A 22,222-nucleotide genomic window follows, 5' to 3' on the forward strand; every position below is an offset into this window, starting at 1 on the left:
CGTCTTCGCGCTCCTACTTAACCAAGGAGGCAGCGGAGTGCGATTCCGCCGCCGACCCATTTCTGAGGAGAGACGATGCCGCCGGACACCGTCCTCTCGCGTGAGACTGCGCCCTTTCGCTTCCGCCCCGTGGTGCCGAAGCCGCGCACCGAGGATCTCGGCCTGTTCGCGTTCCTCAAGGCCGCGCGAAAAAACCCGATCACCACCTGGATGCGTGCGCATTTCGAGCAGCCGGTGGTGGCCGCCGACGGTGTGATGGGGCGGATCACGGTGGTGAGCGACCCGGCCCTGATCCGCTACCTCTACGTCGACAACGCGAAGAACTATCGCAAGGACGACCTCCAGCGCCGCATCCTGGCACCTGGCCTCGGTAACGGCCTGCTCTCGGCCGAGGGCGACGAATGGCGCAACCAGCGCCGCACCATCGCGCCGATCTTTTCCCCTCGCCACGTCATGAGCTTTGCGGAACCGATGAATCTCGCCGGCGCCCGCGTCGCCCGCCGGCTCGCCCGGCGTGACGGCGCGCACATTGAGGCGGCGAACGAGATGACGCGCGTCTCCCTCGACGTCCTGGAGCGCACGATCTTCACCCAGGGGCTGAAGCGTGATCCCGACGCGGTCGGTCGCGCCATCACCCGCTTCCTGGAGGCGATCGGGCCGATCGATCCGCTCGACGTGTTCGGCGTGCCCGGCTTCGTACCCCGCATCGGCCGGCTGCGGGCGCGTCCGGCCGGGCGGTTCTTCGAAGAGGTGGTGGGCGAGCTGATCGCGCGCCGCCGCGCGCTGACCGGGACGGGCGCAGAGGCGCCGCACGATCTACTCACGTTGCTCCTCACCGCGAGCGATCCCGAGACCGGCAACGGCCTCACCGATCTCGAAGTGAAGGCCAACATCGTCACCTTCATCGCCGCCGGGCACGAGACGACCGCCAATGCCCTGACCTGGGCGCTGTACTGCCTCTCGCAGGACGACGCCTCGCGGGAACGCCTGGAGGCGGAAGCCGATGCCGCCGTCGGCGAAGACGGCCATTTCGCCCTGAAGAACTTGCCCTTCGCCAAAGCGGTGGTGGAAGAGACGATGCGGCTGTTTCCGCCGGTGCCGTTCATGAGCCGGCAGGCGATCCGCGAGGACCGAATCGGACGGGTCAAGATCCCGAAGAACTCCACCGTCATGGTTGCGCCTTGGGTGCTCCATCGTCACCGGACGCTCTGGGACGATCCCGACGCCTTCATCCCCGAGCGCTTCCTGCCCGAAAACCGCGAAACGATTTCGCGCTTCGCCTACCTGCCGTTCGGCGCGGGGCCGCGGGTCTGCATCGGCCAGAGCTTTTCGCTGCAGGAGGCGACTCTCGTGCTGACGCACATCGCCCGTGCCGTCCGCCTCGACCTCGCTGCCGGCCATCCGCCGGTGGTGCCGCTGCACCGGGTCACGCTACGGCCGGAGGATGGGGTGCGGATGATGGTGCGGCGGCGGTCTTGAGATCGCGATCGGCTTTGCCCGGCCGTTCGCGGCCGGACAGGCACCATCCATCGCGCCTCGGCGGTCATCCGATGCGCGATGGTGTGCTGCAGATGCACCAAGTTATTGCTCTATTTCGACTTTTTCGAAAATCGTAGGTCGCATTTCGGGCCGATGGTCGCGAGTCGCCTCAGGCCGCCCGGACGCTTGCGAGGAAGCGATCGACCTCCGTTGCGAGGTGCTCGGACTGGCGTGACAGCTCCGAAGCCGCACCGAGCACTTGGCCCGCTGCGGCTCCGGTCTCCTCGGCCGCGCCGGCCACGCCCGCAATGTTGCTGGTGACCTCGCCGGTTCCCATGGCCGCCTGACCGACGTTGCGCACGATCTCCTGCGTTGCCGCCCCCTGCTCCTCGACGGCTGCCGCGATCAACGTCGCCACGCCGCTGATCTCCTGGATCCTCTCGGTGATCGAACCGATCGCCGTGACCGCCTGGCCCGTCGAAGCCTGGATGCGTGCGATCTGACCCGAAATCTCGTCCGTCGCCTTTGCCGTCTGGTTGGCCAGTTCCTTCACCTCGGCGGCGACGACGGCGAAGCCGCGGCCCGCCTCGCCGGCTCTCGCCGCTTCGATCGTCGCATTGAGCGCCAGGAGGTTGGTCTGCCCGGCGATCGTCGAAATCAAGCCGACGACGTCGCCGATCCGGGATACGGCTACGCTCAGGTCCTGGACCAGCGCGCCGGTCTGGTCCGCCTCGGAGACCGCGATCCTCGCGAGGTGAGCCGAGCCGTCGACCTGCCGTCCGATCTCGTGAACGGACGAGCCCAATTCTTCCGCCGCAGCGGCCACGGTGTTGACGTTGCTGGCCGCTTCTTCGGCCGCGGCCGCCACCGTGGTCGATTGGCCCGCCGTCTCGCGCGCAGAGGCGGTGAGCTGCTGGGCCGTGGTTTGCAGCTCCGTGGCGGAGGCCGAGACCATGCCGACGATGCCTCCGATCGCCGCCTCGAACCCGTCGGCCATCTGGCGCATGCCGGCCTTGCGCTGCTCTTCGGCCGCCAACCGCGCCGTGGCGGTGTCGACCTCGAGCTGGCGTGTGCGGATCAGATTATCCTTGAACACCTTCACGGCGGCGGCCATCGCGCCGATCTCGCTGCGCTCGCCGGTATAGGGCACATCGATTGCCGTGGCGCCGCCAGCCGCGACTTCGTTCATCACCTCCGTCATACGGCGGACGGGGACGGAAATCGTGAACACCAACAGGCAGCCGACACCGAGCGTCGTTGCCGCCACCGTCCCCAGCACGACGAGGATCGCCGTGCGGGCGCTTTCACCGAGAGCGACCGCCGCGGCGGCATCCTGTTTGCCGCTCGTCTCGTTGAAGGCGAGATCGGCCTTGATGGCAGCCCGCGCCGCATTGAGAGCCGGCAGCATCCCGTCGAGCAGATGAGCGCTCGCGCCCTTCGCATCGCCGCCGTTGGTACGCTGCAGGAACTCCTCGCCCATGTTCGTGTAGGCGACCACGGTCGTTTTGACGGCGTTCCACAGCTCGGTTTCACCGGCATCGACCAGGGGCGCGTAGTCTTCCAGGTCCCGGGCGACATCGGCCATGCTTGCACGCAGTCGCGGCAGGGATTGAGGACGACGCTCCTCGCTCGACACGAGATAGGCCAGCTGACGGCTGCGGATGGCTTCGAAATTCGTGGCGAGACGGCCGAGGATGCGCGTGGACGGCAACGCGTGGCTGCCGAGATTGTCGGTCACGCTGCTGAGCGCGGCGAGCTTGGCATAGCAGAAGCCGCCCAATCCGCAGGTGAGGACGAACAGCACGAGCAGCGCGCTGATCAAGCGCACGCGAATGGTGAGGTTGGAAAGCATTGATGGCGACCCGATGGCGATCGTCACATTGTAGACATTCTTGGTTAAAATTCCATTTGCAGAAGATGCTCCGGCCGACCGGGTATTTCAGTGGGAATGCATCTTGAACTCGAAGATTAGATGGCTTGGTAGAGGTTCGATTTGTCCGCTGCGATCGGCTGCCCGGCTCGGGGTCGCGATGGATCGCGCAGATGGCTGGACGGCGTGCAGCCAAATCCAGCAGCGTGGTGGCGCCCGGACAACCCGAAGGCGTGCGGAGAAAGGCCGTATGGCGTTGCTGCTCCCCACGCCGACCGTGGTTGACGCCGGGCACCCGATCTCGACGAGCGGCCCAGCCACCTGCCGGTATCGAAGGCTCCGCCCCGGATCGTCACCTCACGGACGATACGGTTGCCGGCTAAAACGATCGGCCCACGCCTGTCTTGGAGAGCGCCGCGACGCCTTCCAGGGCTGAAAGCACGACGTCGGTTGATGGCCGCGGGATCGCTTCGCCTGCCTGCAAGGCGCGTATTCTCCGGCAGGGGGGACGATCCGACGCGCGATCAGATCGGCAGGAGACGGAATCGGAACTGGCGACCGGACGACGCTCGGTCCGTGCGGGGTCCCGTCGTTCCGCCGCTCAGCTCTTCTTGCGGAACGAATCCAGACTCACGACCTCGGCGCCGGTGTCTTTCCCCGCGACCTTCTCGGCCGGAGCATCCTTGCCCGGCTTGTCCGCATCGTTCGCGTTTTCGTCGACCTTGTTACCGGCGGCGGCGGCGAGGGCGGGAACGATCTTGGGCGGCCCGGAGATGGCGGCGAGGCCGGAATTCTTCGGCTTTATCTCCATCGGCTCGGAGGCCGCACCGCGCGGGCCGCTCTTCACGAGGGTCGGCGTCGGTGCAGATTCGGTCTCCTCGGAGGCCTCGCCCTCTTCCTGGAGGTCGAACTTGAGGCCGAACTGGACGGAGGGATCGAAGAAGCCCGAGAGCGCATCGAACGGTACCAGCAGACGCTCGGGCACGCCCGAGAACGACAGGCCGACCTCGAAGGAATGCTCGGTGACGCCGAGATCCCAGAACTGGTGCTGCAGGACGATCGTCATGTCCTGCGGGTACTTTTCCCGCAGGCGCTGCGACATGCGCACGCCCGGAGCCTCGGTGCGGAAGGAAACGTAGAAGTGGTGCTCGCCGGAAAGCCCCTCGCGGGCCGCATCGGTCAGCACCCGCTTCACGACGCCGCGCAGAGCGTCCTGCACCATGAGATCGTAGCGGATCAGGTCTTCAGCCATCGGCGCTCGCTCTGCCCGGGATGCGTTCCGGACGTCGGAAGCCGCCGGGGTCGTCAAAATGAAAGTGGAGGTTTCTGTTGCCAGGTACCTCCGAACCCCGCCTATGCAGTGCTACCCGCTAGGACTTGATTTCGGTAACCGGCACCGCTTACGCGGCGACAGCGACCGGAGCAAAGTTGTCATTGGCAACTATTGCAGAGGCCCGATAACGGCGGAACCATGCCGAGCAAAAGTTCACCCTTTACGCCCTCGTCGATCCTATTTCGCCCCCGCCGAAACCCAGGCCTGAAGCCGAGCCGGGCCTTGCGGCCATCGGTCCTGGGTCTTGGTGGAGGCGCCGGGTACCGCCCCCGGGTCCGATAGGTTTATTTCGAAGAACGTTTATCGCCATAGCCGGCCTTGCGACCGGCAAAGCGAATATAGAGGGACCGGGGGCGGTTTTGAAGAGCGATCCTCGCAGTGGACTGCTCGATGATGCCGCTGTTGCTTCCGCGCACGCCTCGCATGCAGCCGAAGCGGGGCCGGAACATCCTGCGACGGTCGCTCCGGGCGCGACCCTCGGCCTCGGCGCCTGGCTGCTGCAGGCGGTGCTGTTCGTAGCGATTCCCGCTGCGGTGCTGACGCTGGCGGGCCTCCTCTCGCTCCTTCTGGTCCGCGTCGCGGCGGACATCAGGATCGGCCTCGATGTCTTCACGCCCACCGCGCTGCGCCCGCGCCTGCCCCTCTACGAGATGGCGGGCCGGGGTGTCGCCGCCGACGTGCTGCGGCAGGTGCTGATCGCGGGTTTCGCCGTCGGCCTGGCCCTCTGGCAGGACGGCGCCGCCTGGCGACGGAGGCTCGCGCTCACGCGTCCCGCCGAGCCGCGCACGAGCAGCCCGCTCAGGCTCTGGCTCCTCATGGCGGTCTGGCCGGTCATCCACATCCTCTGGGTGACGGAGACGGCCCGGGCGCTGAACGGCGGTCTCGCGCAGGGCATCCGCATCTCGCCGTTCCTGACGCCGCTCGCGGTGGCGGGATGGTTCGCCTACGTCGTCGTCCTCGCGCCGATGGCGGAAGAGCTTCTGATGCGCGGCGAGGCCTTCGCCCGCGCCGGCCGGATCATGCGCCCAGCCGGTGTCATCGCGGCGACCGCACTTCTGTTCTCCCTCGCCCACCTGTCGGAATCCGGTGGCATCGCGCGGCCGATCTCGCTCCTGCCCCTGGCGCTGACGCTCGGCTGGCTGCGCTGGCGCACCGGACGTCTCTGGCCCTGCATGCTGCTGCACGGATGGAGCAATCTGGCGCTTCTGGCCTATCTGCTCTGGCCGCGCGCCTACTGACGCAGCACGGCCAAGCCTGTGCGCCACGGCCCCCGCCGGGTATCGGTCCGGCCCCCGCCGCCTTATCCTGCGGCCCATGCAGGCCTATCACCACCTTCTCGAACGCATCCTCGGCGAGGGTGTCCGCAAGGACGACCGTACCGGCACCGGCACGCTTTCCGTGTTCGGCCACCAGATGCGGTTCGACCTCGGCCGGGGCTTTCCGCTCGTCACCACGAAGCAGCTTCATCTGCGCTCGATCATCCACGAGCTGCTCTGGTTCCTCGCCGGCGACACCAACGTGCGCGCGCTCCAGGCCAGGGGCGTGACGATCTGGGACGAGTGGGCGGATGCCAACGGCGATCTCGGCCCGGTCTACGGCAAGCAGTGGCGGAGCTGGGACAAGGCGGGCGGCAGCGTCGACCAGATCGCGCAGGTCGTCGACGAGATCCGCTGCAACCCGGATTCGCGCCGCCTGATCGTCTCGGCCTGGAACCCGGCCGATCTCGACCGGATGGCGCTCGCGCCCTGTCACTGCCTGTTCCAGTTCTACGTCGCCGAGGGTCGGCTCTCCTGCCAGCTCTACCAGCGCTCCGCCGACGTCTTCTTGGGCGTTCCCTTCAATATCGCGAGCTACGCGCTGCTCACCGCGATGATCGCGCAGGTGTCGGGCCTGCAGCCGGGCGACTTCGTCCACACCTTCGGCGACGCCCATCTCTACGTGAACCACCTGGAGCAGGCGCGGACGCAGCTCGCCCGCGAGCCGAGGCCGCTGCCGATCCTGCGCCTCAACCCGGAGGTCCGCTCGCTGTTCGACTTCACCTACGAGGACATCGCCATCGCGGGCTATGAGCCGCATCCGGCGATCAAGGCACCGGTAGCGGTCTGATGGTTCGTCCAAAAATCTCCCTCGTCGTGGCCGTCGCCAGCAATGGCGTCATCGGCCGGGACAACGGTCTGATCTGGCACCTGTCGAGCGATCTCAAGCGCTTCAAGGCGCTCACCATGGGCAAGCCGATGCTGATGGGCCGCAAGACTTTTTCGGCGATCGGCAGGCCGTTGCCCGGACGGCGGAGCCTCGTGCTGACCCGTGATCGGGGCTTCGCGGCGGAGGGCGCCGAACTCGTCCACGACTGGGAGGAGGCGCTCGCAGCCGCGAATGCCGACGAGCTGATGGTCGTCGGCGGCGGCGCGATCTACGCGCTGGCGCTGCCCCATGCCGACCGTATCCACCTGACCGAGGTCGACACCGCGCCCGAGGGCGACGCGTACCTGCCGGCCTTCGACCGCTCGGCCTACCGCGAGACCCTGTGCGAGGCGCATCCGGCGGGCGGTCGGGACGATCATGCCTTCGTCTTCATCGACCTGGAGCGGATCGGCTGAGCCCGGATCCCGATTTCATCCCGCAGGGACGGCGCTTAGGCCGCAGGCCGTGTGCGGCTGCACGGTACGGCGTAACCGTTGCGGTAGACGCATCGGATGCCCACCTCACGGCCTTGACAGGACCGGGTGCTGCCAATCAGGTGCGCTCGACCGTACGGTTCGAAAAAATTCGTTTCCGGCAAGGGGAGTCCGGCAACCGATCCAGGCGAGGCCGCCGTCCGAAGCAGGACGGCGATGGTGGCGTGGGTCGGGGCCGGAGCAGGAGTCTACGTCGAGAATGCCTTGGAGCAATCAGAGCGGCGGCGGCAGCGGTGGGGGAGGCGGCCCCTGGGGCGGCCGTCCCGGCGGTGGCAATGGCGGCGGTGGACCCTGGGGCAGTGGAGGCGGCGGCGGTGGCGGTAAGACCCCGCCGGACCTCGAAGACCTGATCCGGCGCGGCCAGGATCGCCTGCGCGGCATCATCCCCGGCGGTGCCGGCAGCGGCTTCGGCGGCGGCAAGGGCATCGTGATCCTGCTCGGCCTCCTCGTCGGTGGCTGGCTTCTCACGGGCTTCTACACGGTGAAGCCGAACGAGGTCGGCATCAATACGGTCTTCGGGCGCTACACCGGCCAGAGCGGCGAGGGCCTGCGCTACAACTTCCCCTATCCGGTCGGCGGCGTGGTCAAGCCGAATGTCGGCTTCACGAACTCGATCCAGGTCGGCTTTCGGTCCGGCTCAGGTGCGGCACGCCAACGCGACGTGCCGGAGGAGAGCCTGATGCTCACCGCCGACGAGAATATCGTCGACCTCGATTTCGAGGTGCAGTGGCGCGTCAACCCGCTCAAGGCCGAGGACTACGTCTTCAACCTCGAAAACCCCGAGAGCACGATCAAGGCGCTCTCCGAGAGCGCCATGCGCGAGGTTGTCGGCCGCCGCAACATCCAGGCGATCCTGACCAACGAGCAGTCGAGCATCGCTGCCGAGGTCAAGGACATCGTTCAGAAGGGTCTCGACGAGTACGGCGCGGGTGTCATCATCGCGGTCGTCCAGCTGACCGGCGTCAATCCGCCGCCGGAGGTCCGTCCGGCCTTCATCGACGTGAACGCCGCCCAGCAGGACGCCCAGCGCGTCCGCAACGAGGCCGAGACCTATGCCAGCCGCGAAGTGCCGCAGGCCCGCGGCCGCGCCTCGCAGATCGTGCAGGCGGCCGAGGCCTATCGCGATCAGGCCACCGCCGAGGCGACCGGTCAGGCCGCGCGCTTCACGCAGGTCTACGAAGCCTACAAGCTCGCGCCCGACGTCAGCCGCGAGCGTCTGTTCCTGGAGACGATGGAAAAGGTCCTGGGCTCGGTGAACAAGGTCATCCTCGATCAGAACGGCACGGGCGCCGCCGGCGCCAGCGCGGCGGGCGTCGTGCCCGTACTGCCGTTGAACGAGTTCGGCGGACGAACCAGCCAGGGCGGAGCCGCACGATGAACAGCTCCACCCTCCGCACCGGCCTCGTGCTCGTGGCCGGCATCGTCGTCGTCGGGCTCTACGCCTCGGTCTTCACCGTCGGTCAGATGCAGCAGGCGCTGGTGCTCCAGCTCGGCCGCGTGCGCGCCGTGCTGAACCCGCCCGGCGAGACCAAGCCCGGCCTCTACTTCAAGGTGCCGTTCACCGACACCGTGGTGATCTTCGACAAGCGCGTGCTCGATCTCGACCTGCCGGTCCAGACCCTGCTCACCGCCGACCGCCAGAACCTCGAGGTCGACGCCTTCGTGCGCTACCGGATCGTCGATCCGCTGAAGTTCTACCAGTCGGTCGGCAACATCCCGCTCGCCAACCAGCGGCTGTCGAGCTTCACCAACTCCAGCCTGCGCAACGTGCTGGCCCGTTCCAGCCGCGACGCCATCGTGCGGACCGACCGTGTCGACCTGATGAACGAGATCCAGGAAGACGTGAACAAGCAGGCCAAGCAGCTCGGCGTCGAGATCGTCGACCTGCGCATGACCCGCGTCGATCTGCCGGCCAAGAACTCCCAGGCCGTCTACGACCGGATGACTTCGGAGCGGAAGCGCGAGGCCGCCGACATCCGTGCCAACGGCGATCAGGCCGCGGCCACCATCAAGGCCAAGGCCGACAAGGAGGTCACCGTCCTTCTCGCCGATGCCACGAGCAGCTCGGAGAAGCTGCGCGGCCAGGGCGAGGCGGAGCGGAACCGCATCCTCGCCGAAGCCTTCGGCAAGGATGCCGACTTCTTCGCCTTCTACCGCTCGATGCAGGCCTACGAGCAGAGCATGAAGGGCCAGGACACGCGGCTGGTCATCAACCCGAACTCTTCGTCGTTCTTCCGCTACTTCGGCGATCCGCAGGGTCGCGCGACCGGCGCCCCTAAGCCCTGATGTCCCTCGACCGGGGGCGGCGCACACGCCGCCCTTGATCGTGCGCGCCGGGCGCCGATCTATAGGCACGCTTCTTGGGCACGGTCCGCTTCCACGGGAATCGCACCCTGCTCCAGATCTCCGAAGTCGCACGATGTTTTTGGGAAACCGGGCTCCGCTCACCCGCATCGTGCTCTGGAAGGAACCGAACCATGCGTCTCGCCACGAGCGCCATTCCGGGTGTCGACCGTCCGGCTCTGCATCGCCGGGCCCGCTCGGCGCTCGCCGCCGTGATGATCGGCGCGATGGTCCCGATGTCGGTCGCCCCCGCCTTCGTGCCGCAGGCGGCCTTCGCTAAGGGGCCGGAATCCCTCGCCGACCTCGCCGATCAGGTGACGGACGCAGTGGTGAACATCTCGGCCTCGACCACGGTCGATTCCTCCGCACGCAGTGGCCGGACCGGTCCGCAGCTGCCGCCGGGCACGCCGTTCGAGGATCTGTTCGAAGAGTTCTTCAAGAAGCGCGGTCAGCGCGGCGACAACAACAAGGGTGAGGACGACAGCCCGCGTGGCCAGTCGCGCAAGTCGAACTCGCTCGGCTCCGGCTTCATCATCGACGCCGCCGGCCTCGTCATCACCAACAACCACGTCATCGGCGACGCCAACGACATCCAGGTCATCCTGCACGACGGCACGAAGCTGAAGGCCGAGATCGTCGGCAAGGATTCGAAGATCGATCTCGCGATCCTGCGCGTGAAGCCGGATCCCAACAGGCCGCTCAGGGCCGTTCCGTTCGGCGATTCCGACAAGATGCGGCCGGGCGACTGGGTGATCGCGATCGGCAATCCGTTCGGCCTCGGCGGCTCGGTATCGGCTGGCATCGTCTCGGCGCGGGGCCGCAACATCGAGTCCGGTCCCTACGACAACTACATTCAGACCGACGCGGCCATCAACAAGGGCAATTCCGGCGGCCCGCTGTTCAACATGAACGGCGAGGTCATCGGCATCAACACGGCGATCCTGTCGCCGTCGGGCGGCTCCGTCGGCATCGGCTTCGCCGTGCCCTCGAACACCGCGAGCCCTGTGCTCGATCAGTTGCGCGAGTTCGGCGAAGTCCGCCGCGGCTGGCTCGGCGTGCGCATCCAGAACGTCGACGACGCCACCGCCGAGGCCCTTGGCCTCAAGGGTGGCGCCAAGGGCGCGCTGATCGCCGGCGTCGACGAGAAGGGCCCGGCCAAGCCCGCCGGCCTCGAAGTCGGCGACGTCATCACCAAGTTCAACGGCACCGTGGTGAAGTCGTCGAGCGAGCTACCCCGCATCGTCGCCCAGACGCCGGTCGGCAAGACCGTCGAGGTGATCGTCGTCCGCAAGGGCCAGGAGCAGACCAAGTCCGTCGTCCTCGGCCGCCTGGAAGACGGCGAGAAGCCGCAACTCGCCAACGCCAAGCAGCCGGATGTCGAGAGCGCGACCCGGCAAGCCCTCGGCCTCAACCTCTCCGGTCTGACCGACGAACTCCGCAAGAAGTTCAGCATCAAGGACACCGTCAAGGGTGTCGTCGTCACCCGCGTCGACCCGAACTCGACGGCGGCCGACAAGCGCATCGTCCCCGGCGAGGTCATCGTCGAGGTCGGCCAGGAGGCCGTCAGCACGCCGGCCGACGTCACCAAGCGCGTTGAGGCGCTGAAGAAGGAGTCGCGCAAGTCCGTGCTGCTCCTCGTGGCGGGTGGCAGCGGCGACGTGCGGTTCGTGGCGATCGGCCTCGACTGAGCTTTTTGCACCTTCGTCATTTCGGGGCTCGCGTCAGCGAGAACCCGGAACCCACGATTGGGCGCCACGATGTGATCGAAGTTCGGCATTTCGGGTAGGTTCCGGGTTCTCGCCTTCGGCGAGCCCCGGAATGACAGCCGAGCCAATGGTCGCCGAAGTTTAGCCGACGAACTCCGCGGCCGAAAAACCCTGTAAATACAACAGCGCCGTCAGGTCGCCGTGCTCGATCCTGACATGCGCCGCGGCGGCGACAGCGGGTTTGGCACGGAAGGCCACGCCCAGCCCCGCCTCCCCAAGCATGGCGAGGTCGTTGGCGCCGTCGCCGACTGCCATGGTGTCCTCGGTGACGAGGCCGAGCCGCTGTCGCAACTCCAGAAGTGTCGCGCGCTTCGTCTCCGCTCCGACGATTGGTTCGGCAACCGTCCCGCTGAGCGCGCCAGCGGTGAGGTCGAGCCGGTTGGCCCGCGTTTCGTCGAAGCCGAGCATCTCCGCGATCGGGCCGGTGAATAGCGTGAAACCGCCCGAGACGAGGCAGGTGTAAGCGCCGTGCGCCTTCATGGTCGCGACGAGCGTCCTGCCGCCGGGCGTCAGGACGATCCGGGTGGCGATGAGGTCGTCGGCAGCGGTCGCCGGCAGGCCCTTCAGAAGGGCGACCCGCTCGCGCAGAGCCGGCCCGAAGGCGATCTCGCCCTGCATGGCCCGCTCGGTGATCGCCGAGACCTGCGCCTTGATGCCGAGAACGTCGGCGAGTTCATCGATGCATTCCTGCTCGATCATGGTGGAATCCATGTCGGCGAGGAAAAGCCGCTTGCGACGATGCGGCCCGGCCGGCAGCACGGCGACGTCGATCGGTTGACCCGTGAGGGCTTCGCGCAGACGCGCCGTCAGCTCCGGCGCCTGCTCCGGATCCGCATCGACGAGGCATTCGGCGGCGATGCCGTGATGGAGAAGGCGCGGCGGATGCGCCGTCCCGAGGGCGTCGCGCGCATCGGTCAGCACCGCGCCGGTGATGGCGGGACGGTCCGGGTTTGCTATCAGCGTCGCGACGAGGGTCATGCCAGGATCACGGAGAGAAGCCGTTGTCGCCGGTCACGGACAGGCACGCCGCGCGGCCACAGGCCATCCTCATCGCAGGGCCGACCGCCTCGGGCAAGTCGGCGCTTGCGCTCGCGCTGGCGCGGGCCTTCGGGGGAACCATCGTCAACATGGATTCGATGCAGGTCTATGCCGACCTGCGCCGGCTCTCGGCCCGCCCGGCACCTGAAGAAGAAGCGCAGGTGCCCCACCGGCTCTACGGCACGGTCGACGGCGCCGTGAACTTTTCGGTAGGAAATGTTTCACGTGAAACACCAAAGATCCTAACCGACGTCGAGACAGGCGGACGCTTGCCGATCTTCGTCGGCGGGACGGGCCTCTATTTCCGAGCCCTGGACGAAGGGTTGTCCGAAATGCCGACGGTGCCGGACGCCGTGCGCGAGGCCGTCCGTGCCCGGGCAAAAGGTCGCGAGACAGAGGCGCTTCACACCGAGCTTGCCGCGCTCGATCCGGCCGGCGCAGGGGCGTTGCGCCCAACGGACAGAATGCGCGTGATGCGCGCCATCGAGGTGTTCGAGGCGACAGGCCAGCCGATCGCCGCGTTCCAGGGCCGGCGCATTCCCGGGCCGTTGGCGGGCCGGCCGCTGCTCAAGTTTTTCCTGGATGTCGACCGGCACGAGCTACGCCGGCGCATCGACGCGCGTTTCCTGACGATGATGGAGGAGGGGGCGCTCGACGAAGTCACGGCGCTGCATGCGCGAAAACTCGATCCGATGCTGCCGGTGATGCGGGCGCACGGCGTGCCGGGGCTGATCGCCCATCTCGACGGGCAGATTTCGCGCGAAGAGGCGATCACGCGGGGGCAGGGCGATACGCGGCGCTACGCCAAGCGGCAGTACACCTGGTTCCGCCACCAGATGGGCGACGACTGGATCTGGACCGATCCCGAGGCCGCGCGGCGGATTGCGGAAGACCGCCTCAGCGCTCCAGCCGGGCGATGAGGCTCGACGTGTCCCAACGGCCGCCACCCATCGCCTCGACATCCGAATAGAACTGGTCGACCAGCGCCGTCACCGGGAGATGCGCGCCGTTGCGGCGGCCCTCGGCGAGGAGGATGCCGAGATCCTTGCGCATCCATTCGACGGCGAAGCCGAAATCGAATTTCTCGGCGTTCATCGTCTTGCCGCGGTTGTCCATCTGCCAGGAGCCGGCGGCGCCTTTCGAGATCACGTCGAGCACCGCCTCGATGTCGAGGCCGGCCCGCTTGCCGAAATGGATCGCCTCCGACAGGCCCTGCACGAGCCCGGCGATGGCGATCTGGTTGACCATCTTCGTCAGCTGCCCGGACCCGGACGGCCCCATCAGCCGGCAGGCCTTGGCGTAGGCGAGGATCGCCGGCTCGACCTCGGCATAGGCTGCAGGCTCGCCGCCGCACATCACGGTGAGTGCGCCGCTCTCGGCGCCCGCCTGTCCGCCGGAGACCGGGGCGTCGATGAAGCGCAATCCGGCCGCGTCCGCCGCCGCCGAGAGTTCGCGCGCCACCTCGGCCGAGGCGGTTGTGTGATCGACGAAGACCGCGCCCGTCGCCATGCCGGCGAAGGCGCCATCCTCGCCCAGCACCACGCTGCGCAGGTCGTCGTCATTGCCGACGCAGGCGAACACGATTTTTTTGTCGATGGCCGCTTCGCGGGGCGTGGCGGCGGAGGTGCCCCCGTTGGCGGCGACCCAGGCCTCGGCCTTGGCGCTCGTGCGGTTGAAGACGGCGACGTCGTGGCCCTTCCGCGCGAGATGCCCCGCCATCGGCGAGCCCATCACACCGAGGCCGAGGAATGCGACGTTGGCCATGGAGCGGCTCCGGGTGAATGCAGAATGCGGGCGGGTGTATGAGCGGGGCGTGAGGTCGTCAAACGGGCGGCGCCGTTTGCCGGCGCTTCGGGCTGTCATGGATCGAGGCGAACAGAATCAGAGATCCGGCCATGAAGCGGTGTGTCCGCCTTTCGAGAAATGGTCGGATGCCGGTGGTTCGCATCCCGCGGCATGGAATTGCCGGGTACGCACGCAACGATGGCGAAGGAGGGCGGTCGGCTGACGATCGAGCCCCTCGTCAAGCGTTCGCTTTTCGATGTCCTCGCCGGTCTGCCGCCGTTCTCGGAGAGAGGGTGATCGTCAGGGCCGCGGCGTGCGTCCCGGCTCGCAGTCCCCTCAGCCGCCGGTCACGCTCATATGCCGGGGAACCGCGGCCGGCCGTGCCCGCTCGATGACGAAGTCGTGGCCCTTCGGTTTGCGGGCGATGGCGTCGATCACCGCCTGCCGCACCGGGCCGTCGTCCTGCGAGGCGCGCAGCGGCGCGCGCAGGTCCGCGGAATCTTCCTGGCCGAGGCAGAGGTAGAGCTGGCCGGTGCAGGTCAGGCGCACGCGGTTGCAGCCCTCGCAGAAATTGTGGGTGAGCGGCGTGATGAAGCCGAGACGGCCGCCCGTCTCCTCCACCTTCACGTAGCGGGCGGGACCGCCGGTGCGGTGGGCGAGCGGCACGAGCGTGAAGTGGTCCGCCAACTGCTCGCGGGCGACGGAGAGCGGCAGGAACTGATCGGTGCGGTCTCCCTCGATCTCGCCGAGCGGCATCACCTCGATCAGCGTCATGTCCATGTCGAGCCCATGGGCCCAGCGGATCATATCGGGGATCTCATGCTCGTTGACGCCCTTCAGCGCCACGGCGTTGATCTTCACCTTGATGCCGGCGTTGCGTGCCGCCTCGATCCCGGCGAGCACCACCGAGAGGTCTCCGCGCCGGGTGATCGCCTTGAACTTCTGCGGGTCGAGCGTGTCCAGCGAAACGTTGACGCGGCGGATGCCGAGGTCGGCGAGTTCCGGCGCGAAGCGCGCCAGCTGCGAGCCGTTCGTCGTCAGCGTCAGCTCGTCGAGGGCGCCGCTGCCGAGATGGCGCGAGAGCCGGCGGAACAACTGCATGATGTCGCGACGTACCAGCGGCTCGCCGCCGGTGATCCGCAGCTTGCGCACGCCGCGCTCGACGAACACGCCGCAGAGCCGGTCGAGCTCTTCGAGGCTCAGCAAGTCCCGCTTCGGCAGAAACTGCATGTCCTCCGACATGCAATAAGCGCAGCGGAAGTCGCAGCGGTCGGTGACCGAGATGCGCAGATAGGTGATCGCACGGCCGAACGGATCCACGAGCGGCGCCGGGGGCGCAACTGGAGGAGCATCGTCGCGAACAGCCCACATGCGCGTCCCGGGACTCGACTCGATCTCAGATCGGATGACTTTGTCGGCTGACAGGTCCAGCATCTGTATGCATATGAGCGCTACGCTCTTTCCGGGCAACCATAAGGGGCGCATCGCCGCGGCGTGAGGACGACATGAGCGAACGTTGGCCGACTGAAATTCGCCTGCTGGGCGACAAGCGTATCCTGCGCGTCGCATTCGAGGATGGCGGCCGCTTCGACCTTCCGGCCGAATACCTCCGCGTCTCGAGCCCGTCTGCCGAGGTGCAGGGCCACTCGCCGATGGAGCGCAAGATCATCGGCGGCAAGCGCGAGGTGGCGATCCTCGCGGTGGAGCCGATCGGCAACTACGCCGTGAAGCTCGCCTTCGACGACATGCACGACACCGGCATCTTCGGCTGGGGATATCTCTACGACCTCGGCCGTGAATACCGGAACCGCTGGAAGACCTATCTCGGCGAGTTGGAAGAACGCGGACTCACCCGCGAACGGGCTGCAAGCGCGTCGGTCGGCGCCCCCAAGACGCCGGGCGGAAGTTGCGGCAGCGGATGCGGATGCCACTGAAGGTGGATTGTTGCGCCGCACGCGCGGCAGCGTTGCAACAGTGTGCGAAAGTCCTAACGGATCCTGAGACGCGAAGCGCGTCGTTAACCTTTCGTTAACCATTTCGACCCGAGCTTGACCGTATAAAATACGTAGACGGGAAGGCTCGACGCTCATGATCCGCACATCGCTCATCGCTGCGCTGCTTCTGGGCGCAGGCTATTCCGCGGCTCTGGCTCAGGGCGTCGACGCCCGCACGGCCTGCGAGCCCGACGTCTGGCGGCTCTGCGCTTCCAACATCCCGAACGTCGGCGCCATCACGGCTTGCCTGAAGGGCCAGAAGGCCAATCTCAGCCCGGCCTGCCGGATGGTGATGGATCCGGGCGCCGGCGCGCCCGGCCGTCGTCGCGGCACGCGTTCGGCCGAAGCGCAGTAGGGCGACGCAGTCCCGGACCTTTTCCGGAGGATCAGTTCAGTCGTGCGCATTGACCCTCGCCCCCCTTGTCGGGGGCGAGGAAAGCGGAGGCGAAGCCGGAATTGGGGGTGAGGGGGCGACCCCGAACGAGGCCCCTCCGGTACCGCCCCTCACCTTCGGCTGCCGCCTCGCCGCGCCGACGACGAGGTCGTCGCGGCCCTCTCCCCGCAAGCGGGGCGAGGGGATGCGCGCAACCTGAGCGGATCGACAGAAAACGTAATCAAACCGCTGCGGCCGGATCGCCGTCCAGCGGCTTTTCGGCGTCCGCCTCTGCATCACGCCGGCGATCACGCCCATTGCGCCGCTCCATCAGCGAGCGGCCGATGGCACGCAGCGGCGCGGTCAGACGGCGCGCGTCTTCCGCCCTCTCCATGAAGCGCTCGCCCTGGCGGATCTCCTTGTCGAGCCGCGCCATGGTGCGGGCATGAGCCGGATCGTCGTCGTCGAGCCAGACCTGCACGGTCCGGGCGAAGGCGATCACCGTGCCCTGCAGCTTGAGGCGGCCGAGCGGCCCCTCGGTGTCGATGCCGGCCGCGGCGAGCATGAAGCGGTGCGAGTTCAAGGCGACGCCGTTCAGGGCCAGCATCGAGAGCACATCACCGCGCATCGCGTAGGAGATGCGCCGGAGCGCGGTCTTGTACGGCGCCATCGCGTCGAGGCGCCGCATCAGCACGTCGAACAGGCGCTCGCGGGTCGGCTCCTCCGCGAGGTCCGAAGAATCGCCCTCCAGCACCTTGGTGTCGATCAGGCGCGACAGGCCACCGAGCACGGCGCCCTTCGACGGAAACAGGTCGCGGAATTCGGCGAGGCTGATCCCGGCCTCTCGGGCGATGTCGCCGATCTCGATGTCGTTCCAGGGCTGCTCGGCGGCGAGCCGCATCAGCGCCTCGACCACGGCCTCGCGCGGATTGGGCTTCGCCTTGGCCTTCGGCTTCGGATCGGGTGAGGTCGCCATGATCGCGCTCCGTTCGGGACGTTGTCACCCCATGTAGGAAGCGATCGGCCGCCGTGCAGCCGAGCCCGCGTGAAGCGTCGTCGCGGTCAGCCGGCGAGCTCGCCGGATCGGCGCTTGGCCGCTTCGACCGCCTCGGCGAGGAGATCCGGCAGGCCGCCGTCGCGCATCAGCACGGCGAGAGCCGCCGCCGTCGTGCCGCCCGGCGACGTCACGTTGCGGCGGAGTTCGCCCGCCTCGACAGGATTGGCATCGAGCAGCGCACCGGCGCCCGCCACGGTGGCGCGGGCGAGCCGCGCGGCCATCGCCGGTGGCAGGCCGGCCTTGGCCCCGGCCTCGGCCAGGGCTTCGGCGAGCAGGAAGGCATAGGCCGGCCCCGAGCCCGAGACCGCGGTGACCGCATCGATCAGTGCCTCGTCGTCGAGCCATTCGACGAGGCCGGAGCAGGCGAGCAGCGCATCGGCCTCGGCCCGCTGCCCGGACGTGATGCCGGCGCTCGCGACGACCCCGGTCGCGCCACGGCCGATGCTCGCCGGGAGGTTCGGCATGGTCCTCACGAACGCCCCGGCCTGCGGCAGACGCGCCGCGAGGTTCGCGAGTGTCTTGCCGGCGAGGATCGAGACGACGAGCGTGCCGGGGCCGACCAGCGGCGCCAGCGTCGCGGCGGCGTCGTCCAGCCCCTGCGGCTTCATCGCCAGGATCAGCGTCTGCGCGACCGGCGGCCGGTCGGGGTTGAGCGCCACGCCCCGCTCCGCGCAGAGTGCCGTGATCTCCGGCCCGACCTGAGGGTCGACGACCGTGGTGCCGGCCGGGTCGAGCCCGCCGTCGAGCCATCCCCGCAGGAGCGCGCCGCCCATCCTGCCGGCGCCGACCAGGGTCAGCGAGGCCGGCAGCGATCCTTTCGATGCGCCCGTCACCGGCGGCTCACGCCTCGCCTTCGGTCTCGAACAGCACGGCGTCCAGCGCCTCGCGGGCCGGCTTGCCGGCCCAGAGCACGAACTGGAAGGCCTGATAGTAGCGCTCGCAGGCCTCGACCGCCGACTTCATCAGCATCGCGCATTGCGGCTGCGTCGGAGCGACACCGCCGGTGAGCAGCAGCGAATGGCGGAACATCACGACGTGGTCGCTCGACCACAGGTCGAAATGGCCGATCCAGAGCTGCTCGTTCAGCATACCGATGAGCTTCGTCATCTCGACGCGCCGCCGCTCGGGCACCTTCAGGTCGAAGGCGCAGGCGACATGCAGCGCCTCCACGTCCTCGATCCAGGTGAAGGCGACGTGATACTCGGTCCAGGTTCCTTCGACCGTCACGGACATCTCGTCCGTCTCGGCGCGGTCGAAGATCCAGTCGCGCAGGGACGCCAGCCTCTCCACCACGTCGAGCGGATGCTCCGGCCGGTCCAGATCCTCGATGATGTGCAGCTGGGTCATGACCATCCAAATGATCGAACCATTCATGACCGATGAACGGTTCGGCGGTAAAGCAAAGGCAACGTGGAGACCGAACGACATACGGAACGAAGACTGCGCCGCAGCGCGAATTCATCCGGCAATCATCAGTCCGTGCGTTCGAGGTGCTGTTGTGTCCGGCGCGAATCAGTGCCTGACCGTTTATAGCCCGCGTTCCTAGCGTCGTTCAAAGCGTCGAGGCGGGATGAATGGTGGGCAACCCGGCTGTCCACCGTTCCTTGCTGTGCAAAATCGCTCAGATGGATTCGGTGTTGCCGGCGCGACTCAGGTCGGGGCCGAGCTTCGCCTCCAGCGCGGTCACGCGGGCTTCGAGCGCGTCGTTCCGCGAGCGCAGGGCGGTGACGAGGTCGCGCAGGACGTCGACCTCTTCGCGCGTCGCGATATCCATATCGCGGATCAGGCGCTCGACCTGAGCCTTGAACAAGGTCTCGGCCTCCCGCCGCACGCCCTGGGCGGCACCGGCCGCGTCGGTGAAGATCCGGGCGACGTCGTCGAAAAGGCGGTTCGAGCTCTGCATCGTCGTCTCTCGGGTCCGGCGGCCGGGGCGATCCGCAGGGGACTGCGAATCAGTGATGTACCGACATAGGAATCCGCGGGAGTCCCGGCAATCGCCGTTCCGCGCTTCGCCGCCGGTTTCAGGGGATTGCCCGAAACTTCGCGCAGGAGCCCTGCGAAACATCGCGTTACAAAGTTTGTACCGCCCTCATCTACGAACCGGCGGGATGAGCGCGCATAATGTCGGTGATCCTTACGGCCGACGCCTGCAGTGCCGCTGACCGACGGCCGAGGTCTAAAGGCGTCGAATTCGATGGCCGTCGGGACGGTCGTCGCCGGGAGACATTCAAGACAGACATGACGACGCCTGCCAGCACGTCCACGCCGCATATCCTCGTCGTCGAGGACGACCGCGAGATCAGCGCCCTCGTCGCGCGCTATCTCAGGGGTAACGAGTGCCGGGTCAGCCTCGCCGTGGACGGGCGCGACATGGATCGCGTCCTGTCGGAATCCCGCATCGACCTCGTCGTGCTCGACCTGATGCTGCCGGGGGAGGACGGGCTCAGCCTGTGCCGCCGCCTGCGTGCCGCCTCCGCCATCCCGATCCTGATGCTCACCGCCAAGTCGGAAGAGATCGACCGGATCATCGGGCTCGAGACCGGGGCCGACGACTACCTCGCCAAGCCGTTCAACCCGCGCGAACTGCTCGCCCGCATTCGCGCGATCCTGCGGCGGGGCAGCGGTGCCGACAAATCCGAAGCGGAGGAGGTGCGCCGCCTGCACTTCCAGGGCTGGACCCTCGATACGGGGCTGCGGCAGGTCCTGAGCCCGGAGGGGGCGCGCATCGCCATCACCGGCGCCGAGTTCGACCTGCTGCACGCCCTCTGCCTGCGCCCGGGGCGGGTGCTGTCCCGCGACCAGTTGCTCGACCTGACCCAGGGGCGCAGCGCCGGGCCGTTCGAGCGCAGCATCGACGTGCTCGTCAGCCGCATCCGCCAGAAGATCGAGCGGGACGCGCGCGCGCCCGAGATCATCCGCACGATCCGCTCCGGCGGCTACCTGTTTGCGCCTGAGGTGACCCGCTCATGAGGACGCTCAGCACGGGCACGGCGCCGGTCGCGGCGACTTCCGCTAATCCGGCGCGCGGCCTGCGCCGCTACTGGCCGCGGCCGAAGAGTGTCGCCGGACAGATCGCCCTGCTCGTCGTCGCGGCGATCGTCGCGACGCATGCGGTCGCTGCCCTCGCGCTCTTCGCCCTGCGCGAGCCCTGGCGGGCGGAGGCGCGTCCAGGTGTCGCCGCCAACCGGCTCGCCGTCATCGCCCGCATGCTCGACGACACCGCGCCGGAGGGGCGCGACGCGATCCTGACGGCGGCGAAGCGCAGCGTCCCGTCGCTGCATCTCGGCACCTGGGACGGTACGCCCCCGCAGGTCGAGAGCGAGCGCCTGCGCGAGCACCCTATCATCGAGCGCCTGCGCGACGCCTTCGGCCGCGACCTCGCGCTGGCGGATCTCGGGCCGGATTCGGGCAGCGACGATCCGCCCGTGCTGCATCTCGGCCTGCGTACGCCCGCCGGCGCCGGGCTTCGTGCCACCCTTCCGGACGAGACGCTGGGGCCGCCGAAGCGCGGTGTCATCATTTTCACCCTCGTCTTCATGGCGACCACCCTGACGCTGCTGACCGTCTGGGCGACGCGGGCGCTCACGGCGCCGCTCGCGCAGCTCGCCGGTGCGGCGGAGGCCTTCGGCACGCGCCGCGCGCCGCCGCCGCTGCCCCGCCGCGGCCCCGAGGAGGTGCTGGCGCTCGCCGGCGCCCTCGACCGGATGCGCGCCCGCGTGAACCGCCTCATCGACGACCGCACCCAGATGCTCGCCGCGATCAGCCACGACCTCCGCACGCCGATCACGCGCCTGCGCCTGCGCGCCGAGTTCATCGACGACGAGCAGGCCCGCGAGCGGACCCTTCGCGACCTCGACCAGATGAACGCGCTGGTCGAGGCGGCGCTCGCCTATGCTCGCGACGAGCGCGCTGCCGATGGCGGTTCGGACAAGGAGAAGCCGCTGATCGACGTCGCCTCCCTGGTCCAGACCGTCTGCGACGATTTTTCGGATACCGGCGCGGACGTGCGGATGGAGCAGGCGCGGCACGTCCTGATCCGGGCCCATCCCGAGGACGTCCAGCGCGCCGTCGTCAACCTCGTCGACAACGCCGTGAAATATGCCGGCAGCGCCCGGCTCTCGGTCGGCAAGTCCGCCACCGGCGTCGTGATCGCGGTGGCCGACGATGGGCCGGGCATCCCGGAGGCCGAGCGCCACGCCATGCTGCAACCCTTCGTCCGTGGCGACCGTGCCCGCAACCTCAACGACGCGAGCGGCTTCGGCCTCGGCCTCTCGATCGTCTTCGCCATCGTCGAGGCGCATGATGGGCGGCTGGCGCTGGAGAACCGGGTGGGTGGGGGTCTGAGCGTGCGGATCGAGTTGCCGGGGACGCTGAAGGCGGCCGGGGAGGATCGGCGGCCGGCTGCCGTTTCAGAGCGGGCGAACGTCGATGGATGATGCCTGTGGCAGGAGCCTGCTTCCCACCCGGCACGGTCATGACCCGATACGGATTGATTTCCCGCTAGCT

The 22,222-nt window shown here is 68.1% G+C and carries 21 protein-coding genes and 1 other RNA gene; 12 read left to right on the forward strand and 10 right to left on the reverse strand.

The features are described from left to right. Positions 1-75 precede the first annotated feature (75 nt). Entirely contained in the window at positions 76-1,479 is a 1,404-nt protein-coding gene (locus MHA02_RS10885; RefSeq protein WP_147078668.1) for a cytochrome P450, read from the forward strand. Between the two features lie 169 nt (positions 1,480-1,648). On the opposite strand, the gene MHA02_RS10890 is transcribed toward MHA02_RS10885, so the two are convergent. The 3 genes from MHA02_RS10890 to ssrA form a co-directional block, all read right to left on the reverse strand. Continuing rightward, a complete protein-coding gene (locus tag MHA02_RS10890) occupies positions 1,649-3,331 on the reverse strand; it encodes a methyl-accepting chemotaxis protein (protein WP_147078669.1) in 1,683 nt (560 codons plus the stop codon). Positions 3,332-3,950: 619 nt separating this feature from the next. Further along, positions 3,951-4,601 carry an SspB family protein gene (locus MHA02_RS10895; protein WP_147078670.1) on the reverse strand — a complete coding sequence of 217 codons (651 nt, stop codon included), beginning with the start codon at positions 4,599-4,601 and terminating at the stop codon, positions 3,951-3,953. Positions 4,602-4,664: 63 nt separating this feature from the next. Next, positions 4,665-5,050, reverse strand: a transfer-messenger RNA (tmRNA) gene (gene ssrA, locus MHA02_RS10900). Between ssrA and MHA02_RS10905 the strand changes: the two genes are divergently transcribed. The 6 genes from MHA02_RS10905 to MHA02_RS10930 all read left to right on the forward strand — a co-directional run bounded on the left by MHA02_RS10905 (position 5,042) and on the right by MHA02_RS10930 (position 11,391). Further along, positions 5,042-5,920 (forward strand): CPBP family intramembrane glutamic endopeptidase, encoded by an 879-nt coding sequence (locus tag MHA02_RS10905; protein ID WP_170249169.1) that lies wholly within the window; start codon positions 5,042-5,044, stop codon positions 5,918-5,920. The genes ssrA and MHA02_RS10905 overlap by 9 nt on opposite strands. A gap of 76 nt (positions 5,921-5,996) precedes the next feature. Further along, on the forward strand, positions 5,997-6,788 hold the full coding sequence (locus tag MHA02_RS10910) for a thymidylate synthase (protein ID WP_147078672.1): 792 nt from the start codon (positions 5,997-5,999) through the stop codon (positions 6,786-6,788). Next, positions 6,788-7,282 carry a dihydrofolate reductase gene (locus MHA02_RS10915; RefSeq protein ID WP_147078673.1) on the forward strand — a complete coding sequence of 165 codons (495 nt, stop codon included), beginning with the start codon at positions 6,788-6,790 and terminating at the stop codon, positions 7,280-7,282. Before MHA02_RS10910 ends, MHA02_RS10915 begins: the two co-directional genes overlap by 1 nt. Positions 7,283-7,559: 277 nt before the next feature. Next, positions 7,560-8,738: an FtsH protease activity modulator HflK gene (gene hflK, locus MHA02_RS10920; RefSeq protein WP_147078674.1), complete on the forward strand. Its 1,179-nt coding sequence runs from the start codon at positions 7,560-7,562 to the stop codon at positions 8,736-8,738. Further along, complete coding sequence (gene hflC / locus MHA02_RS10925; RefSeq protein ID WP_147078675.1) at positions 8,735-9,646, forward strand: protease modulator HflC; 912 nt, start codon at positions 8,735-8,737, stop codon at positions 9,644-9,646. Before hflK ends, hflC begins: the two co-directional genes overlap by 4 nt. Positions 9,647-9,837: 191 nt before the next feature. Further along, positions 9,838-11,391 carry a DegQ family serine endoprotease gene (locus tag MHA02_RS10930; protein WP_147078676.1) on the forward strand — a complete coding sequence of 518 codons (1,554 nt, stop codon included), beginning with the start codon at positions 9,838-9,840 and terminating at the stop codon, positions 11,389-11,391. A gap of 159 nt (positions 11,392-11,550) precedes the next feature. Here the strand turns inward: MHA02_RS10930 and serB are convergent, their stop codons facing one another. Continuing rightward, entirely contained in the window at positions 11,551-12,447 is an 897-nt protein-coding gene (gene serB, locus MHA02_RS10935; RefSeq protein ID WP_147078677.1) for a phosphoserine phosphatase SerB, read from the reverse strand. A 23-nt stretch (positions 12,448-12,470) separates the two neighbouring features. Here serB and miaA point away from each other — a divergent pair, with 23 nt between their 5' ends. Further along, positions 12,471-13,427, forward strand: a complete 957-nt coding sequence (miaA, locus tag MHA02_RS10940; protein WP_147078678.1) for a tRNA (adenosine(37)-N6)-dimethylallyltransferase MiaA — start codon at positions 12,471-12,473, stop codon at positions 13,425-13,427. Here the strand turns inward: miaA and MHA02_RS10945 are convergent. After that, a complete protein-coding gene (locus tag MHA02_RS10945) occupies positions 13,405-14,271 on the reverse strand; it encodes an NAD(P)-dependent oxidoreductase (protein WP_147078679.1) in 867 nt (288 codons plus the stop codon). The genes miaA and MHA02_RS10945 overlap by 23 nt on opposite strands. 357 nt (positions 14,272-14,628) lie before the next feature. Beyond that, the gene (gene moaA / locus MHA02_RS10955; RefSeq protein ID WP_147078680.1) at positions 14,629-15,663 is read right to left on the reverse strand and encodes a GTP 3',8-cyclase MoaA; all 1,035 of its coding nucleotides are present in this window, start codon (positions 15,661-15,663) and stop codon (positions 14,629-14,631) included. 134 nt (positions 15,664-15,797) lie between these two features. Between moaA and MHA02_RS10960 the strand changes: the two genes are divergently transcribed. Both MHA02_RS10960 and MHA02_RS10965 read left to right on the forward strand, forming a co-directional pair. After that, positions 15,798-16,226: a gamma-butyrobetaine hydroxylase family protein gene (locus MHA02_RS10960; protein ID WP_147078681.1), complete on the forward strand. Its 429-nt coding sequence runs from the start codon at positions 15,798-15,800 to the stop codon at positions 16,224-16,226. 154 nt (positions 16,227-16,380) lie between these two features. After that, on the forward strand, positions 16,381-16,641 hold the full coding sequence (locus tag MHA02_RS10965; protein WP_238180359.1) for a hypothetical protein: 261 nt from the start codon (positions 16,381-16,383) through the stop codon (positions 16,639-16,641). 259 nt (positions 16,642-16,900) lie between these two features. Here the strand turns inward: MHA02_RS10965 and MHA02_RS10970 are convergent, their stop codons facing one another. The 4 genes from MHA02_RS10970 to MHA02_RS10985 form a co-directional block, all read right to left on the reverse strand. Beyond that, the gene (locus tag MHA02_RS10970) at positions 16,901-17,635 is read right to left on the reverse strand and encodes a TetR/AcrR family transcriptional regulator (RefSeq protein WP_147078682.1); all 735 of its coding nucleotides are present in this window, start codon (positions 17,633-17,635) and stop codon (positions 16,901-16,903) included. An 86-nt stretch (positions 17,636-17,721) separates the two neighbouring features. Further along, positions 17,722-18,549: a pyrroline-5-carboxylate reductase gene (gene proC / locus MHA02_RS10975; RefSeq protein ID WP_280177981.1), complete on the reverse strand. Its 828-nt coding sequence runs from the start codon at positions 18,547-18,549 to the stop codon at positions 17,722-17,724. Between the two features lie 7 nt (positions 18,550-18,556). Beyond that, positions 18,557-19,063: a type III secretion system chaperone family protein gene (locus tag MHA02_RS10980; protein WP_147078683.1), complete on the reverse strand. Its 507-nt coding sequence runs from the start codon at positions 19,061-19,063 to the stop codon at positions 18,557-18,559. A 274-nt stretch (positions 19,064-19,337) separates the two neighbouring features. Beyond that, entirely contained in the window at positions 19,338-19,619 is a 282-nt protein-coding gene (locus MHA02_RS10985) for an accessory factor UbiK family protein (RefSeq protein ID WP_147078684.1), read from the reverse strand. Between the two features lie 335 nt (positions 19,620-19,954). On the opposite strand from MHA02_RS10985, the gene MHA02_RS10990 reads away from it, so the two are divergent. Next, a complete protein-coding gene (locus MHA02_RS10990; protein WP_147078685.1) occupies positions 19,955-20,686 on the forward strand; it encodes a response regulator in 732 nt (243 codons plus the stop codon). After that, positions 20,683-22,152, forward strand: a complete 1,470-nt coding sequence (locus MHA02_RS10995) for an ATP-binding protein (protein ID WP_147078686.1) — start codon at positions 20,683-20,685, stop codon at positions 22,150-22,152. Before MHA02_RS10990 ends, MHA02_RS10995 begins: the two co-directional genes overlap by 4 nt. The last annotated feature ends 70 nt before the right edge of the window (positions 22,153-22,222 follow it).

Origin of the sequence: Methylobacterium haplocladii, assembly GCF_007992175.1 — a bacterium.
Taxonomy (GTDB): Bacteria; Pseudomonadota; Alphaproteobacteria; order Rhizobiales; family Beijerinckiaceae; genus Methylobacterium; species Methylobacterium haplocladii.

Coding starts and splice junctions, on each gene's coding strand:
- MHA02_RS10885 (WP_147078668.1), top strand. CDS start 76: ATGCCGCCGGACACCGTCCTCTCGCGTGAGACTGCGCCCTTTCGCTTC.
- MHA02_RS10890 (WP_147078669.1), bottom strand. CDS start 3,331: ATGCTTTCCAACCTCACCATTCGCGTGCGCTTGATCAGCGCGCTGCTC.
- MHA02_RS10895 (WP_147078670.1), bottom strand. CDS start 4,601: ATGGCTGAAGACCTGATCCGCTACGATCTCATGGTGCAGGACGCTCTG.
- MHA02_RS10910 (WP_147078672.1), top strand. CDS start 5,997: ATGCAGGCCTATCACCACCTTCTCGAACGCATCCTCGGCGAGGGTGTC.
- MHA02_RS10915 (WP_147078673.1), top strand. CDS start 6,788: ATGGTTCGTCCAAAAATCTCCCTCGTCGTGGCCGTCGCCAGCAATGGC.
- hflK (WP_147078674.1), top strand. CDS start 7,560: ATGCCTTGGAGCAATCAGAGCGGCGGCGGCAGCGGTGGGGGAGGCGGC.
- hflC (WP_147078675.1), top strand. CDS start 8,735: ATGAACAGCTCCACCCTCCGCACCGGCCTCGTGCTCGTGGCCGGCATC.
- MHA02_RS10930 (WP_147078676.1), top strand. CDS start 9,838: ATGCGTCTCGCCACGAGCGCCATTCCGGGTGTCGACCGTCCGGCTCTG.
- serB (WP_147078677.1), bottom strand. CDS start 12,447: ATGACCCTCGTCGCGACGCTGATAGCAAACCCGGACCGTCCCGCCATC.
- MHA02_RS10945 (WP_147078679.1), bottom strand. CDS start 14,271: ATGGCCAACGTCGCATTCCTCGGCCTCGGTGTGATGGGCTCGCCGATG.
- moaA (WP_147078680.1), bottom strand. CDS start 15,663: ATGTGGGCTGTTCGCGACGATGCTCCTCCAGTTGCGCCCCCGGCGCCG.
- MHA02_RS10960 (WP_147078681.1), top strand. CDS start 15,798: ATGAGCGAACGTTGGCCGACTGAAATTCGCCTGCTGGGCGACAAGCGT.
- MHA02_RS10965 (WP_238180359.1), top strand. CDS start 16,381: ATGATCCGCACATCGCTCATCGCTGCGCTGCTTCTGGGCGCAGGCTAT.
- MHA02_RS10970 (WP_147078682.1), bottom strand. CDS start 17,635: ATGGCGACCTCACCCGATCCGAAGCCGAAGGCCAAGGCGAAGCCCAAT.
- MHA02_RS10980 (WP_147078683.1), bottom strand. CDS start 19,063: ATGACCCAGCTGCACATCATCGAGGATCTGGACCGGCCGGAGCATCCG.
- MHA02_RS10985 (WP_147078684.1), bottom strand. CDS start 19,619: ATGCAGAGCTCGAACCGCCTTTTCGACGACGTCGCCCGGATCTTCACC.
- MHA02_RS10990 (WP_147078685.1), top strand. CDS start 19,955: ATGACGACGCCTGCCAGCACGTCCACGCCGCATATCCTCGTCGTCGAG.
- MHA02_RS10995 (WP_147078686.1), top strand. CDS start 20,683: ATGAGGACGCTCAGCACGGGCACGGCGCCGGTCGCGGCGACTTCCGCT.